Raw genomic sequence first — 13470 nt, 5'->3', positions numbered from 1 at the left:
GATTATCGACCCTCCGTGTCGTTGTGAGTGTCTAAATCATTGACTTCATCGGTGCCTATTTCACCGCGAGCGCGAACCGCTAAGATAATTGAGTAGGCGGTCATAGCGAAACCGATAACAATAGCGGTCAGTACCAATGCTTGTGGTAACGGATCGGTATAACTGTCGCCACTACCTAAAATCGGATTCTCACCGATGACTAGACGGCCGGTAGAGAATAAGAATAAGTTGACGGCATAGGACAGCATAGTAATACCGATAACGATAGGAAAAGAGCGTCCTCGTAAAATCAGAAACACACTGCATGCGGTCAAGATACCAACAGTGATCGCGTATAGCGCTTCCATATTAGTTGCCCTCCTGCGTTGGGCGGTGACGCGTAGTCATCTTGCCAAAGTTAGCCAAAATCATCATGGTGGCGCCAATGACGGTTAAATAAACGCCAAGGTCAAACAGCAAGGCGGTGGCAAATTCGAATTTACCCACTAATGGCCATTCCAAATAGGTAAACCACGAGGTCAGGAAGGGCTTATCAAAGACCCAAGAGCCTAAGCCGGTTAAGGTCGCGATAAGTACACCCACCGACATTAATGATTGGTAGTTGAGGTCAAAGCGAGCCTTAACCCAATCAACCCCGCTAGCCATGTATTGCAAGATCATCGCGCTGGCAGTAATGAGTCCGGCGATAAAACCGCCGCCGGGTAAGTTGTGGCCGCGCATGAAGATGTAGACACCAACAATCAGCGCCATTGGCAGCAGCATACGTGCCACGGTAGTGAGCATCAGTGGGTGACGAATACGATGCCAAGGACGTCCGTCGACGTCGCTGGACGGCATAAATGGACGCAATTTGTTCAACAGTTTATGAATACCTGCTGCGGCAATCGCTAACACGGTGATTTCACCGAGCGTATCGAAGCCACGAAAGTCAACCAGTATGACGTTAACAACATTGGTGCCGCCGCCACCGGTTTTGGCATTGGCTAAAAAGAAATCTGAAATTGATTCGAACGGCCGTGTGAGGATGGCGTAGTTCAATGACGCGACCAAACCACCGATGCCACTGGCAATAATGACATCACGTGCCACGCGGTGCCCACTGGACGCCCGAGCAGTGCGTTGCGGCATAAAAAACAAGGCCAAAATCATTAATAAAATGCTGACTACTTCAACAATTAACTGGGTCATCGCCAAGTCTGGTGCCGAGAAGTGTGCGAACGCTAGTGATACCATCAGGCCTACTACCGACAGCATTAACAGCGCGGTTAGTCGCTGCCGATGGAAGATGGCAACGCCCATAGCGCCGACCACCAGTAAAATAGCGCCGACCATACTGACCATGTCTATCGGCAATTGTGGCCGGCTGCCGCCGAGAAAGTTAATTTCAGCCACAGCCGGTATCAGCATTAGCAATACGGTAACAAAAATTAACGCGAGATAGCGTTGTAATGAACCGGTGTCAAAGCGTTCAAAAAAGGCACTGGCGCGGTCGGTACTACGTTGCACGGCATGTTCGAACAGCTGCTTTGCGTCAATCGCATCGAATTGGCGGTTAAAGCTGAATAAGTGATGTCGAGATAGGTAAATGACCGCGCCTCCGACTAACGCTATCGCACTCATTAATAATGGCATGTTAAAGCCATGCCAAAGCGCAATATCTAGTTCAGGTAGGCGTAAAGTGACTGCAGCTACAGCTTGCATCAGCACGCCCTGAACTAAGGTCATCGGTAACAGTCCGATAGCAATACAGAGCAACACCAAGATAAATACCGGCAGCAACATCATGCGTGGCGGGTCGTGTGGTGTTTTCGGCAAGTCTTTCGGTTCGCCGTTAAAAAATACATCGTGAATAAAGCGAATTGAATAGGCCACCGATAGCATGGCGCCTAAGGTTGCCAAAGCGGGTAGTGCCCATGACAGTCCGCCAAATAGATGTTGCTGCACCGAGGCATCAAAGAACATTTCTTTGGATAGGAAGCCGTTAAACGGTGGAATACCGGCCATCGATGCTGCGGCAACCATGGCTACCGTGGCAGTAATCGGCATGTAGCTCAATAAGCCATTCAGCTTACGCATATCGCGGGTACCGGATTCATGGTCGATAATGCCGGCGATCATGAACAACGAGGCTTTAAAGGTAGCATGGTTAATAATGTGGAACAGCGCGGTAACCACTGCGACTTGCGAGCCTATCCCCAATAGCATAGTGATCAAACCTAAATGGCTAATGGTTGAAAACGCTAGCAAGCCCTTTAAGTCGTGTTTCAAAATGGCAAAGTAAGCGCCAACCAGTAGTGTAACCAGCCCGGTTAGTGTCACTATGTAGAACCACCACTCGCTGCCAGCTAATACCGGATGTAAGCGCGCCATTAAGAAGATGCCCGCTTTAACCATGGTGGCGGAGTGCAAGTAAGCGCTCACGGGTGTTGGTGCGGCCATGGCGTGCGGTAACCAAAACTGAAAAGGGAACTGTGCCGACTTGGTAAAAGCACCGAGTAACACTAACAATAAAATAGGTACATACAGCGCGTGCTCACGAATTTCGGCCGCGGCCGAAATGACGTCGTCAACTTGGTAGCTTCCGACGATGTGGCCTAATAATAAAATGCCAGCTAATAGTGCCAGACCGCCACCGCCGGTAACGGCTAAGGCCATGCGGGCGCCACGTCGTGCATCGCTACTATGGTACCAATAACCAATCAGCAAAAATGACGATAAACTGGTGAGTTCCCAGAACACCCACATAAACAACAGATTATCGGCCATGGCGATGCCAAGCATGGCAGCCATGAATAACAGCAGCGAGGTATAGAAGCGCGGAACATCATCTTTGCTTGATAAATAATAGTGGGCGTAAGCAATAATCAGCACGCCGATACCTAAAATTAATCCGGCAAACAATAATGATAAGCCGTCCAAGCGCAATGCGATGTCCAAGCCTAAATTGCTTAACCACGGAAATAAAAACTGTGGAGTTTGCCCAGCTAGCGTTTGCGGTGCGCTATATAGCAGTAACGATAATGCTGCCAACGTGGGTAACAGTGCCGACCAAGTGATAGCCGCCCGCGATGTTTGCCGCATTAATAACGGCAAGGCTGTTCCCACCAGGGGTAACAGTAAAATTAGCAATAAACTCATGGCAGTCCTTCTGTCATGGCACTCCAGACGCTAACGGAGTGAGCCGCGTTTACATTGCAACAGAGATGTATTGTCGAACTTAGCGATACTTACATTAACGTAAGTGCCGGGCAGATTTGCCCTCAATTAGGATACAACGGGAGGATCGGTCCAATAAGGCCGACGAGAATAGCGTGGTGATAACGTCCATAGTGGCGCCACCGCACGTACCGCCGCTAATAAACAGCAGGCTAAGCGTTGTGCGACGACATGTTGGAGCGTATTGTTTGGGACAGCCTGCTGTGCAACTAAGTTGTGCAGCGCCATAACCACCTCGATATTCGATAATTCAACTTGAATCTATCATTAGCCTTAACAGTTTGCCAACTACTACGATGAATTCCTTGGATAATAAGATAAACTCCGATACCATCTTTGAGTGTTCGATTACGCTTACTTTTGTGGGCAACACAGGTTGCGAGCTTAAGCCCACATTAAGTTAGACCACCGCAATAGTTACCGCGTGGCCGCAACAGCTTCATTTATTTCAAATTAGCCCTACCACCTGCTTTTTTTATCTGTTACAATTCGCCGCCCTTTTTAAAAGGGGAAAATCTATAAAGGCAGCACGACCCGAGAGGGTCTGTTTTTTTAACCAAGCGGGGCACTGAAATGATCCAAATGCAAACTACCCTGGACGTGGCCGATAACTCCGGCGCGCGCAGCGTACAATGTATTAAGGTTCTAGGTGGTTCGCACCGCCGTTACGCAAATATCGGCGACATCATCAAAGTTACTGTCAAGGAAGCAATTCCACGCGGTAAAGTGAAAAAAGGTGATGTTGTCAACGCGGTGGTCGTTCGCACCAAGAAAGGCGTCCGTCGTCAAGACGGATCGGTCATTCGTTTTGACCGCAACGCGGCTGTGTTGTTAAACAACAACCAACAGCCTATTGGCACTCGTATCTTTGGGCCAGTGACTCGTGAATTGCGCTCTGAGCAATTCATGAAGATCATCTCATTGGCACCAGAAGTACTATAAGGAGTCAATTATGGCGGCAAAAATTAGACGTGATGACGAAATCGTTGTCCTGGCAGGTAAAGACAAAGGTAAGCGCGGTAAAGTGCTGAAAGTTTTACCTGAACAGAATCGCGTAGTTGTTGAAGGCGTAAACGTTGTCAAGAAACACCAGAAGCCAAATCCGGCAATGGGTGTATCTGGCGGCATCGTTGAGCAAGAAGCTTCTATCCACGTTTCTAACGTGGCGATCCTGAATCCAGAGACGAATAAAGCAGATCGTGTTGGTTTCCGCTTTGAAGACGGCAAAAAAGTCCGTTTCTTCAAATCGAACAACGCAATCATTTAATTAACATTGGAGTTTTACGATGGCGAAACTGCATGATTTTTACAAAGAATCAGTAGTTCCTGAACTTGTTAAAGAGTTCGGCTACAACAGCGTCATGCAAGTCCCTCGGATTGAGAAAATCACCCTCAATATGGGTGTGGGTGAAGCTCTGGCAGACAAAAAGATTCTCGACAACGCAGTGGCGGACCTGGAAGCAATTTCTGGTCAAAAGCCGATTAAAACTGTAGCTCGTAAATCTGTCGCTGGCTTCAAAATCCGTGAAGGCTTCCCGATTGGCTGTAAAGTAACTCTGCGCGGCGAGCGTATGTGGGACTTCTTGCAACGTCTTATTTCGATTGCAATCCCACGTATTCGTGACTTCCGCGGCCTGAACCCTAAATCGTTCGATGGTCGTGGTAACTACAGCATGGGTGTTCGTGAGCAGATTATCTTCCCGGAAATTGACTTTGATAAAGTCGACCGAGTCCGTGGTCTTGATATTACTATCACCACCAATGCTGGCACTGATGACGAAGCTCGTGCTTTGCTGGCTGCCTTTAACTTCCCGTTCAAAAAGTAAGGTGTAGAGTTATGGCAAAAGAGTCAATGAAAATGCGTGAACTCAAGCGTCAAAAGCTTGCTGCTAAGTACGCTGAGAAACGTCACGCACTGAAAGCGGTCATTAGTGACCCGAACGCATCTGACGAAGAGCGTTGGGAAGCCGTGTTACAATTGCAGAAGCTTCCACGTGATTCCAGTACTTCGCGTCAACGTAATCGTTGTCGTATTACTGGTCGTCCTCATGGTTTCCTTCGTAAATTCGGCATGAGCCGAATCAAGGTCCGTGAGATGGCGATGCGCGGTGAAATTCCTGGCTTGAAAAAAGCTAGCTGGTAAGCCACGAGAGTCACGGGAGAAAGAATATGAGCATGCAAGATCCTATTGCGGATATGTTTACACGCATCCGCAACGGTCAGGGTGCCAACAAAGTGTCTGTGAAAATGCCTGCTTCTAAGCAAAAAGTGGCAATTGCCCAAGTGCTTAAAGAAGAAGGTTACATCACTGACTTCAGCGCTGAAGATTCAGTAAAACCTGAGTTAGAAGTTGTCCTGAAGTACTTTGAAGGTAAGCCTGTTATTGAGTCGATTGAGCGCGTGAGTCGCCCTGGTCTGCGTATCTACAAAAAACGCAACGAATTGCCAACGGTAATGGGCGGATTGGGTATCGCAGTTGTCTCAACTTCTAAAGGTCTGATGACTGACCGCGCCGCGCGTAAAGCCGGCCTTGGCGGTGAAGTTATCGGTTTCGTAGCGTAAACAGGAGGACGGATATGTCACGTGTTGCTAAAGCACCTATCACGATTCCTGCTGGTGTTGACGTTACGTTAAACGGTCAGGAAGTGACAATTAAAGGTGCCCAAGGCTCATTGAGTCAGGTTGTCCACGAAGCTGTTGAAGTAGTTCAAGAAGATCAAGAACTGCGTACCATTGCTCGCGAAGGCGTTGCTAATGCAACCGCTCAAGCGGGTACGGCGCGAGCTTTGTTGAACAACATGGTATTGGGTGTCAGTCAAGGTTTTGAGCGTAAGCTGCAGTTAATTGGTGTTGGTTACCGTGCGCAAGCACAAGGTAAAAAACTCAATTTAACGTTGGGCTTCTCGCATCCGGTTGAGTTCGAGATTCCAGAAGGTATCACGATCGAAACTCCTAGCCAGACTGAAGTCGTTGTCAAGGGCGCAAGCAAGCAGTTAGTTGGCCAAGTAGCCGCTAATATTCGCGCATACCGTAAGCCTGAACCTTATAAAGGTAAAGGTGTTCGTTATGCCGATGAGCAAGTGCGCCGTAAAGAAGCGAAGAAAAAGTAGGGTAATACGATGGACAAGAAAGCAGCTCGCTTACGTCGTGCTACTCGCGCACGTAAAAAGATTCAAGCGTTGGGTGCAAACCGCCTGGTTGTTCACCGTACACCACGGCATATTTATGCACAACTCATCGCACCGAATGGTTCTGAAGTACTAGCAGCCGCTTCGACTGCAGAAAAAGTGATTCGTGAGCAGGTTAGTAAAACCGGCAACATCGAAGCCGCTAAAGCAGTCGGTAAAGCAATTGCTGAACGCGCGATGGAAAAAGGCGTCAAAGACGTTTCTTTTGATCGTAGTGGTTTTAAGTACCACGGTCGTGTTGCCGCATTGGCTGACGCAGCCCGTGAAGCAGGACTTCAGTTCTAGGAGACGAACATGGCAAATGTAGAAGCTCAAAACGGTGAACTGATTGAGAAGTTGATCACGGTTAATCGTGTAGCCAAAGTTGTTAAAGGTGGTCGTATCTTTAGCTTCACGGCTCTTACTGTGGTTGGCGATGGCAAAGGTAAAGTTGGCTTTGGTTATGGTAAAGCTCGTGAAGTTCCAGCTGCGATTCAAAAAGCAATGGAAAAAGCACGCCGTAACATGGTTAGCGTTGAGCTGAAGGGCGAAACCCTGCAGCATCCTGTTAAAGGCCGTCATTCAGGTTCACAGGTATTCATGAAGCCCGCTTCAGAAGGTACAGGTATCATCGCCGGTGGTGCGATGCGTGCAGTACTGGAAGTCGCAGGCGTACACAACGTGCTGTCTAAAGCATATGGTTCAACCAACCCAATCAACGTTGTTCGTGCCACCATTAAGGCGCTAAACAACATGAAGTCGCCAGAACAAGTGGCGGCTAAGCGTGGATTGCGCGTTGAAGACATTTTGGGGTAGTGAGCAATGGCGAACAAGACAATCAAAGTAACACAGACGCGTAGCTCAATCGGTCGTTTACCGAAGCATAAAGCGACACTGCGTGGCTTGGGTCTCCGCCGCATTGGTCACACGGTTGAGTTGGAAGATACTGCAGCCGTCCGCGGAATGGTTAACCAAGTGAACTACATGGTAAAGGTAGAGGGTTAAGACTATGTATCTAAACACACTCGCGCCTGCACCTGGTGCTAAAAGCAGTAAAAAACGTCTCGGACGCGGTATTGGCTCTGGTCTGGGTAAAACTGGTGGTCGCGGTCATAAAGGTCAGAAGTCTCGTTCTGGCGGTACCGTTAAGCCAGGTTTCGAAGGCGGTCAAATGCCGATTCAACGTCGTCTGCCTAAGTTTGGTTTCAGTTCACGTAAGTCGCTGGTAACAGCCGAAGTTACGTTGAATGAAATCGCTAAAGTAGACGGTGATGTCGTTGATTTGGCAGCGCTTAAAGCAGCCGGCCTGGTACGTAAAAACGTACTTAACGTGAAAGTCGTCAAATCTGGCGAATTATCACGTAAAGTTAGCGTTCAAGGCATCAAGGTTACTAAAGGCGCTCGCGAAGCAATTGAAGCCGCTGGCGGCAAAATCGAAGGATAGTGCAAATGGCTAAACCAGGATTGGAATCAAAAAGAGCACAAGGTGGCTTGTCGGAATTGAAACGTCGCCTGCTATTCGTGTTGGGTGCGATTATCGTATTCCGCGCTGGCTCCTTTGTGCCAGTTCCTGGTGTAGATACCGCTGTATTGGCACAATTATTCGAGCAGCAAAAAGACACCATCGTTGCCATGTTTAACATGTTCAGCGGTGGTGCGCTTGAGCGCGCATCGATTCTTGCGTTAGGTATCATGCCTTATATTTCTGCTTCAATTATTATGCAGTTGGCTAGTGTCGTTGTACCTAGCTTGGCTGAATTGAAGAAAGAAGGTGAGGCTGGTCGACGTAAGATAAGCCAATATACGCGTTGGGGTACGTTAATACTCGCAACCTTCCAATCTATTGGTATTGCCACAGGCCTACCGAACTTTATGCCAGGCTTGGTCATTGACCCAGGCTTTGGCTTTTATTTCACGGCTGTGGTGAGTTTGGTTACCGGAACCATGTTCTTAATGTGGTTAGGTGAGCAAATTACCGAACGTGGGATTGGTAACGGTATCTCTATCCTTATCTTTGTGGGTATTGTCGCGGGCTTACCGTCGGCAATCGGGCAAACAGCAGAACAGGCTCGTCAGGGCGACTTGAATGTCCTGTTACTGTTATTAATCGGTGTAATCGTGGTGGCGGTCACTTATTTCGTAGTGTTCGTCGAGCGTGGTCAACGTCGTATCGTCGTTAACTATGCTAAGCGTCAGCAAGGCCGTAAGGTGTTCGCTGCGCAAAGCACGCATTTACCGTTAAAAGTTAATATGGCGGGTGTTATTCCACCCATCTTTGCGTCGAGTATCATTCTGTTCCCGAGCACCATTGCATCATCAGTGGGTTCCGGTGACGGTATGTTTGCTGATATACTGCAGCAGATTTCGATGACTGTGTCACCGGGTCAGCCGTTGTATGCATTACTCTATGCAGCTGCAATTATCTTTTTCTGCTTCTTCTATACCGCGCTGGTATTTAATCCGCGTGATACAGCTGATAACTTGAAAAAGTCTGGCGCGTTCATTCCGGGCATCCGCCCAGGTGAACAGACCTCGCGTTATATTGACAAAGTTATGACCCGATTGACATTGGCTGGTGCCTTATACATTACCTTTGTCTGTCTGATTCCTGAGTTCATGATGATCGGCTGGAACGTACCTTTCTATTTTGGTGGTACATCTTTGCTAATTATTGTTGTAGTCATTATGGACTTTATGGCGCAGGTGCAGACTCATTTGATGTCTCATCAATATGATTCTGTTCTGAAGAAAGCTAATCTGAAAGGCTACGGCCGCTAGGGTTAGAAACGTACGGAGAGTAGCAATGAAAGTTCGTGCTTCCGTGAAGAAAATCTGCCGTAACTGTAAAGTGATCAAGCGCAACGGTGTTGTGCGAGTCATCTGCAGCGACGCTAAGCACAAGCAGCGGCAAGGTTGATTCGAAGGCAAAGTCCGTAACCCGTTAACGGTTGCGGACTTTGAAAATTTGCAATCTGGTAACCGGTTGAGTATCCTAACGGGCTTTTCGACTGGTGCCCTTTAACTATAGGAGACGTGTTAGTGGCCCGTATCGCTGGCATTAACGTTCCTGACAATAAACATGCGGTCATTGCTTTGACTGCAATTTATGGTATCGGCTTAACCCGTTCTAAGCACATCTTAGAAGCTGTGGGTATTGCTGAAAATACTACCATCGGTTCATTGTCAGAAGAAAAACTGGATTCACTTCGTGAAGCTGTAGGCAAATTCGCTGTCGAAGGCGATTTACGTCGTGAAGTATCAATGAATATCAAACGCTTGATGGACCTAGGTTGTTTCCGTGGTCTTCGTCATCGCCGTAGCTTGCCTTTACGTGGGCAGCGCACTAAAACCAATGCGCGTACCCGTAAAGGTCCGCGTAAGCCCATTAAGAAGTAAGGGGGAGTGAGACATGGCTAAAACACCAACTCGTTCTCGGAAACGCGTTAAAAAGCAAGTCGCAGACGGCATGGCTCATATTCATGCGTCTTTCAACAACACTATCGTTACCATCACTGATCGTCAGGGTAACGCACTAGCATGGGCAACAGCCGGTGGTTCAGGTTTCCGTGGTTCACGGAAGTCAACGCCATTCGCTGCTCAGGTAGCTGCGGAACGTGCGGGCGAGATGGCGAAGGAATACGGATTGAAAAATCTGGAAGTGTTTGTCAAAGGTCCCGGTCCAGGTCGTGAATCATCGATTCGTGCACTGAACGCTGTCGGTTACCGCATTACAAACATTACTGATGTGACACCGATTCCTCACAACGGTTGTCGTCCGCCGAAGAAACGTCGCGTTTAAGGCGTGAATCGATAGTTGGAGAAAGATCATGGCAAGATATTTGGGTCCAAAACTCAAGCTTAGCCGCCGCGAAGGTACAGACCTGTTCCTGAAAAGCGGCGTTCGCGCAATCGATTCAAAATGTAAAATCGAAACTGCGCCAGGTCAGCACGGTGCGCGTCGTAGCCGCCTGTCTGACTACGGTCTGCAGTTGCGTGAAAAGCAAAAAGTTCGTCGTATGTACGGCGTCTTAGAAAAGCAATTCCGTAATTACTATAAAGAAGCTGCACGACTGAAAGGCAATACTGGTGAAAACCTGTTGCAACTGCTCGAGCAACGTCTGGATAACGTCGTTTATCGTATGGGCTTTGCATCAACTCGTGCTGAAGCGCGTCAGCTGGTCAGCCACAAAGCTGTGGTAGTTAATGGCCAAGTTGTAAACATTCCATCGTTCACGGTTCGTCCGGAAGATGTAGTGTCTGTGCGTGAAAAAGCGAAGAAGCAGGCACGTATCGCAGCCGCACTGGAACTCGCAGAACAACGCGAAAAGCCAGTATGGGTGGAAGTAGACAGCAAAGGCATGGAAGGCCAGTTTAAACGTCTTCCAGAGCGTAGCGACTTGTCTGCTGACATTAACGAACAGTTGATCGTAGAGCTTTACTCTAAGTAAAGCTTAAGCATAAAGAGAGGACACAATGCAGGGTTCTGTTACCGAATTCCTAAAGCCAAGGTTAGTCGACATTGAGCAGATCAGTCCGACCCATGCCAAAGTGACTCTAGAACCTCTGGAGCGTGGCTTTGGTCATACGCTGGGTAATGCTTTACGTCGTATTTTATTGTCGTCTATGCCCGGTTGTGCAGTAACTGAAGTTGAAATCGACGGTGTATTGCACGAGTACAGCACCAAAGAGGGTGTGCAAGAAGACATCATCGAGATTTTGCTAAACCTAAAAGGCTTAGCAGTGCGTCTTGAGGGTAAAGACGAAGCAACTCTGACTTTGAATAAATCCGGAGCAGGCCCAGTTAAAGCAGGCGACATCACGCACGATGGTGATGTTGAAATCGTCAACCCGGAGCACTTGATTTGTACCTTGACAGGCGATACTGACTTGTCAATGCGTATCAAAATTGAGCGCGGTCGTGGTTACGTACCTGCGACAGCTCGTCAATCTGTCGAGGATGATGAGCGTCCGATCGGTCGTTTATTGGTCGACGCGTCGTTCAGCCCTGTCGCTCGCATTGCATATAATGTTGAGTCGGCTCGTGTTGAGCAACGTACTGACCTAGACAAACTGGTCATTGATATGGAAACCAACGGCACCTTGGATCCTGAAGAAGCGATCCGCCGTTCAGCAACGATTCTTGCTGAACAGTTAGAGGCCTTCGTTGAGCTTCGTGATATTAGTGAACCGGAAGAGCGCGAAGAGAAGCCGGAGTTTGATCCGATTCTGTTGCGCCCGGTAGACGACTTAGAACTGACTGTTCGTTCAGCGAATTGTTTGAAAGCAGAAGCTATTCAGTACATTGGTGATTTAGTACAACGCACCGAAGTTGAGTTGTTAAAAACTCCTAACTTAGGTAAGAAATCGTTGACTGAAATTAAAGACGTGTTGGCCTCTCGCGGCTTGTCTTTAGGCATGCGCTTAGAGAACTGGCCACCAGCGAGCTTGGTTGATAAAGACTAAGTCACCTTGGATAGAGATTTACTGAGAAGGGTATAGGTATGCGCCATCGTAAGAGTGGTCGTCAACTCAACCGTAACAGCAGCCATCGCCAAGCGATGTTTCGTAACATGGCTAGTTCGTTAGTTCGCCACGAGGTGATCAAAACGACTTTGCCTAAAGCGAAAGAACTGCGTCGCGTTATTGAGCCTTTAATCACGTTAGCTAAGCAAGACAGCGTGGCGAATCGTCGCCTAGCTTTCGCTCGTACTCGTGATAAAGAAGTAGTAGGTAAATTGTTCAACGATTTAGGTCCACGTTACCAAGAGCGTCCGGGTGGTTACACTCGTATCTTGAAATGTGGCTTCCGTACTGGTGACAATGCACCTATGGCTTACGTTGAGTTAGTCGGTCGTGAAGTAGAAACTGCGGAAGTTGAAGAAGCAGTTGAAGAATAAGATACGTTGAGTATCGATTAAAAAAGCCGGTCATTAGACCGGCTTTTTTGTGTCTGCTGTGGCGATAATGATTAGGGCTTAGTCATCGGCACTGGCATACATGGCCTCAAGTTCTGTCTCGCTGATGCCAACCGCATAAGCGATATTGCTGAGTTCAGATTGAGGTATCCCCGCGTTAATCGCGCCCACGAGTATTTCACGTAAACGTGCTTGTTCGCGCTGCTTGATGGCTGCGGTTTGCGCTGGATTATTTAACGGAATAGTCTCTAGGGCTCCTAAGTCACTATCGTCTTCTTGCCATAGACTGCTGACCGATTCGGCAATATAGCTTGCGGTTGCAGGAATTGCTTTTAACGCGCTAAGAAATATTTCACTAATTTTGTTGGGCTGACTGTCGGCGGCGCTACGTACAATTTCGTCGGCGAGGTCCGGCTCCGCATCAATAGCGACGCGCACGATATGCTCGACTTCTTGCGGTTGCATATGACTAGCAACTTGAACGATATCGTCGGCATAACTTGGTTCTGCTAAAATCGCGGTCTTTACTATTTCCGCGGTATCGGAAATACCAATATTCATCGCTACACCGATAACGTCTTGCGTTAAGGCTGGCTCAGCGTTAATGGCCGCGCTGATAATTTGTCGGTAGCGTTCGGGCTGCTGATGAAAAGCTGATAATAAAATTGCTTCGACATGTTGCGGGTAGTGTTTTAGCAAAATTCTAACGGAGCGGGTAATAGCAAAGTTTCTTTTATCGTAGTCACGAAACAAACGTAGGTAGGTTGGTAACAGTTTTTCGCTATCGGGATCAAGGTAATGATACGGTGTTTGATGTTCTGGCTGTTGGCCATTGGTGGAGTGATTATCTGGCAACGCAAAAGCTGTGCTGTTTAAGATAATGCTCACACTTACTGCAGTCAGCAATTTTTTCATGATCAAACCTGTCTCTGGCAAATCGTATATGTCGCCGATGTCTAAATCGTGCTTAGCGATCGATTCTAATTATGGTGGCTACGATATATTAAGATACGTAACCGTATCATGAGTTCATTATCTTTCCTTAGATGAGCTTAAAATTTCTACATTAAGTTTGCCTAAATGTAAACAGTTGACTGCTTTTGGGTGAAAAATAGCCGCTTAAAAGTTTTTTTTAAAAAAGCCCTTGCACCCACGCCAATGATCCTTATAAT

General features: G+C 47.8%; 20 protein-coding genes. 17 read left to right on the top strand and 3 right to left on the bottom strand.

Going from position 1 to position 13470, the window contains the following annotated elements:
- Positions 1-2: 2 nt before the first annotated feature.
- Positions 3-347 (bottom strand): Na+/H+ antiporter subunit C, encoded by a 345-nt coding sequence (locus A10D4_RS07165; protein WP_008488654.1) that lies wholly within the window; start codon positions 345-347, stop codon positions 3-5.
- Position 348: 1 nt separating this feature from the next.
- Complete coding sequence (locus A10D4_RS07160; RefSeq protein WP_008488653.1) at positions 349-3138, bottom strand: monovalent cation/H+ antiporter subunit A; 2790 nt, start codon at positions 3136-3138, stop codon at positions 349-351.
- Positions 3139-3789: 651 nt separating this feature from the next.
- Between A10D4_RS07160 and rplN the strand changes: the two genes are divergently transcribed.
- From rplN to rplQ, 17 genes are all read left to right on the top strand, one after another.
- Positions 3790-4158 carry a 50S ribosomal protein L14 gene (gene rplN / locus A10D4_RS07150; RefSeq protein ID WP_008488652.1) on the top strand — a complete coding sequence of 123 codons (369 nt, stop codon included), beginning with the start codon at positions 3790-3792 and terminating at the stop codon, positions 4156-4158.
- Between the two features lie 10 nt (positions 4159-4168).
- Positions 4169-4483: a 50S ribosomal protein L24 gene (rplX, locus tag A10D4_RS07145; RefSeq protein WP_008488651.1), complete on the top strand. Its 315-nt coding sequence runs from the start codon at positions 4169-4171 to the stop codon at positions 4481-4483.
- A 19-nt stretch (positions 4484-4502) separates the two neighbouring features.
- Positions 4503-5042 (top strand): 50S ribosomal protein L5, encoded by a 540-nt coding sequence (gene rplE, locus A10D4_RS07140; RefSeq protein WP_008488650.1) that lies wholly within the window; start codon positions 4503-4505, stop codon positions 5040-5042.
- A gap of 11 nt (positions 5043-5053) precedes the next feature.
- The gene (rpsN, locus tag A10D4_RS07135; protein ID WP_008488649.1) at positions 5054-5359 is read left to right on the top strand and encodes a 30S ribosomal protein S14; all 306 of its coding nucleotides are present in this window, start codon (positions 5054-5056) and stop codon (positions 5357-5359) included.
- 26 nt (positions 5360-5385) lie between these two features.
- Positions 5386-5778, top strand: coding sequence for a 30S ribosomal protein S8 (gene rpsH / locus A10D4_RS07130; protein WP_008488648.1), 393 nt, complete (start codon positions 5386-5388; stop codon positions 5776-5778).
- A gap of 14 nt (positions 5779-5792) precedes the next feature.
- Positions 5793-6326: a 50S ribosomal protein L6 gene (rplF, locus tag A10D4_RS07125; RefSeq protein ID WP_008488647.1), complete on the top strand. Its 534-nt coding sequence runs from the start codon at positions 5793-5795 to the stop codon at positions 6324-6326.
- 9 nt (positions 6327-6335) lie between these two features.
- A complete protein-coding gene (gene rplR, locus A10D4_RS07120; RefSeq protein WP_008488646.1) occupies positions 6336-6689 on the top strand; it encodes a 50S ribosomal protein L18 in 354 nt (117 codons plus the stop codon).
- Between the two features lie 9 nt (positions 6690-6698).
- Positions 6699-7199 (top strand): 30S ribosomal protein S5, encoded by a 501-nt coding sequence (gene rpsE / locus A10D4_RS07115; RefSeq protein WP_008488645.1) that lies wholly within the window; start codon positions 6699-6701, stop codon positions 7197-7199.
- A gap of 6 nt (positions 7200-7205) precedes the next feature.
- Complete coding sequence (rpmD, locus tag A10D4_RS07110) at positions 7206-7388, top strand: 50S ribosomal protein L30 (RefSeq protein ID WP_008488644.1); 183 nt, start codon at positions 7206-7208, stop codon at positions 7386-7388.
- A 4-nt stretch (positions 7389-7392) separates the two neighbouring features.
- A complete protein-coding gene (rplO, locus tag A10D4_RS07105; RefSeq protein ID WP_008488643.1) occupies positions 7393-7827 on the top strand; it encodes a 50S ribosomal protein L15 in 435 nt (144 codons plus the stop codon).
- A gap of 5 nt (positions 7828-7832) precedes the next feature.
- A complete protein-coding gene (gene secY, locus A10D4_RS07100) occupies positions 7833-9161 on the top strand; it encodes a preprotein translocase subunit SecY (RefSeq protein ID WP_008488642.1) in 1329 nt (442 codons plus the stop codon).
- A 25-nt stretch (positions 9162-9186) separates the two neighbouring features.
- Positions 9187-9300: a 50S ribosomal protein L36 gene (rpmJ, locus tag A10D4_RS13860; RefSeq protein WP_008488641.1), complete on the top strand. Its 114-nt coding sequence runs from the start codon at positions 9187-9189 to the stop codon at positions 9298-9300.
- Positions 9301-9422: 122 nt separating this feature from the next.
- Positions 9423-9779, top strand: a complete 357-nt coding sequence (gene rpsM, locus A10D4_RS07095; RefSeq protein WP_008488639.1) for a 30S ribosomal protein S13 — start codon at positions 9423-9425, stop codon at positions 9777-9779.
- 13 nt (positions 9780-9792) lie between these two features.
- Positions 9793-10182 carry a 30S ribosomal protein S11 gene (gene rpsK, locus A10D4_RS07090; protein WP_008488638.1) on the top strand — a complete coding sequence of 130 codons (390 nt, stop codon included), beginning with the start codon at positions 9793-9795 and terminating at the stop codon, positions 10180-10182.
- A 28-nt stretch (positions 10183-10210) separates the two neighbouring features.
- The gene (rpsD, locus tag A10D4_RS07085; RefSeq protein WP_008488637.1) at positions 10211-10831 is read left to right on the top strand and encodes a 30S ribosomal protein S4; all 621 of its coding nucleotides are present in this window, start codon (positions 10211-10213) and stop codon (positions 10829-10831) included.
- A gap of 25 nt (positions 10832-10856) precedes the next feature.
- Positions 10857-11846, top strand: a complete 990-nt coding sequence (locus tag A10D4_RS07080; RefSeq protein ID WP_008488636.1) for a DNA-directed RNA polymerase subunit alpha — start codon at positions 10857-10859, stop codon at positions 11844-11846.
- A gap of 38 nt (positions 11847-11884) precedes the next feature.
- The gene (rplQ, locus tag A10D4_RS07075; RefSeq protein WP_008488634.1) at positions 11885-12280 is read left to right on the top strand and encodes a 50S ribosomal protein L17; all 396 of its coding nucleotides are present in this window, start codon (positions 11885-11887) and stop codon (positions 12278-12280) included.
- Positions 12281-12358: 78 nt separating this feature from the next.
- Here the strand turns inward: rplQ and A10D4_RS13640 are convergent, their stop codons facing one another.
- Positions 12359-13213: a hypothetical protein gene (locus A10D4_RS13640; RefSeq protein ID WP_008488633.1), complete on the bottom strand. Its 855-nt coding sequence runs from the start codon at positions 13211-13213 to the stop codon at positions 12359-12361.
- Positions 13214-13470: the final 257 nt, after the last annotated feature.

Source organism: Idiomarina xiamenensis 10-D-4, assembly GCF_000299895.1.
In the GTDB taxonomy this organism is placed as follows: Bacteria; Pseudomonadota; Gammaproteobacteria; order Enterobacterales; family Alteromonadaceae; genus Idiomarina; species Idiomarina xiamenensis.
Note: the sequence above shows the minus strand (reverse complement) of the source record. Positions and strands in the feature narration are given on the sequence as shown.

Bases quoted from the DNA above. Each gene is read 5' to 3' on its own strand.
- A10D4_RS07165 (WP_008488654.1), bottom strand. From the start codon at position 347: ATGGAAGCGCTATACGCGATCACTGTTGGTATCTTGACCGCATGCAGT.
- A10D4_RS07160 (WP_008488653.1), bottom strand. From the start codon at position 3,138: ATGAGTTTATTGCTAATTTTACTGTTACCCCTGGTGGGAACAGCCTTG.
- rplN (WP_008488652.1), top strand. From the start codon at position 3,790: ATGATCCAAATGCAAACTACCCTGGACGTGGCCGATAACTCCGGCGCG.
- rplX (WP_008488651.1), top strand. From the start codon at position 4,169: ATGGCGGCAAAAATTAGACGTGATGACGAAATCGTTGTCCTGGCAGGT.
- rplE (WP_008488650.1), top strand. From the start codon at position 4,503: ATGGCGAAACTGCATGATTTTTACAAAGAATCAGTAGTTCCTGAACTT.
- rpsN (WP_008488649.1), top strand. From the start codon at position 5,054: ATGGCAAAAGAGTCAATGAAAATGCGTGAACTCAAGCGTCAAAAGCTT.
- rpsH (WP_008488648.1), top strand. From the start codon at position 5,386: ATGAGCATGCAAGATCCTATTGCGGATATGTTTACACGCATCCGCAAC.
- rplF (WP_008488647.1), top strand. From the start codon at position 5,793: ATGTCACGTGTTGCTAAAGCACCTATCACGATTCCTGCTGGTGTTGAC.
- rplR (WP_008488646.1), top strand. From the start codon at position 6,336: ATGGACAAGAAAGCAGCTCGCTTACGTCGTGCTACTCGCGCACGTAAA.
- rpsE (WP_008488645.1), top strand. From the start codon at position 6,699: ATGGCAAATGTAGAAGCTCAAAACGGTGAACTGATTGAGAAGTTGATC.
- rpmD (WP_008488644.1), top strand. From the start codon at position 7,206: ATGGCGAACAAGACAATCAAAGTAACACAGACGCGTAGCTCAATCGGT.
- rplO (WP_008488643.1), top strand. From the start codon at position 7,393: ATGTATCTAAACACACTCGCGCCTGCACCTGGTGCTAAAAGCAGTAAA.
- secY (WP_008488642.1), top strand. From the start codon at position 7,833: ATGGCTAAACCAGGATTGGAATCAAAAAGAGCACAAGGTGGCTTGTCG.
- rpmJ (WP_008488641.1), top strand. From the start codon at position 9,187: ATGAAAGTTCGTGCTTCCGTGAAGAAAATCTGCCGTAACTGTAAAGTG.
- rpsK (WP_008488638.1), top strand. From the start codon at position 9,793: ATGGCTAAAACACCAACTCGTTCTCGGAAACGCGTTAAAAAGCAAGTC.
- rpsD (WP_008488637.1), top strand. From the start codon at position 10,211: ATGGCAAGATATTTGGGTCCAAAACTCAAGCTTAGCCGCCGCGAAGGT.
- A10D4_RS07080 (WP_008488636.1), top strand. From the start codon at position 10,857: ATGCAGGGTTCTGTTACCGAATTCCTAAAGCCAAGGTTAGTCGACATT.
- rplQ (WP_008488634.1), top strand. From the start codon at position 11,885: ATGCGCCATCGTAAGAGTGGTCGTCAACTCAACCGTAACAGCAGCCAT.
- A10D4_RS13640 (WP_008488633.1), bottom strand. From the start codon at position 13,213: ATGAAAAAATTGCTGACTGCAGTAAGTGTGAGCATTATCTTAAACAGC.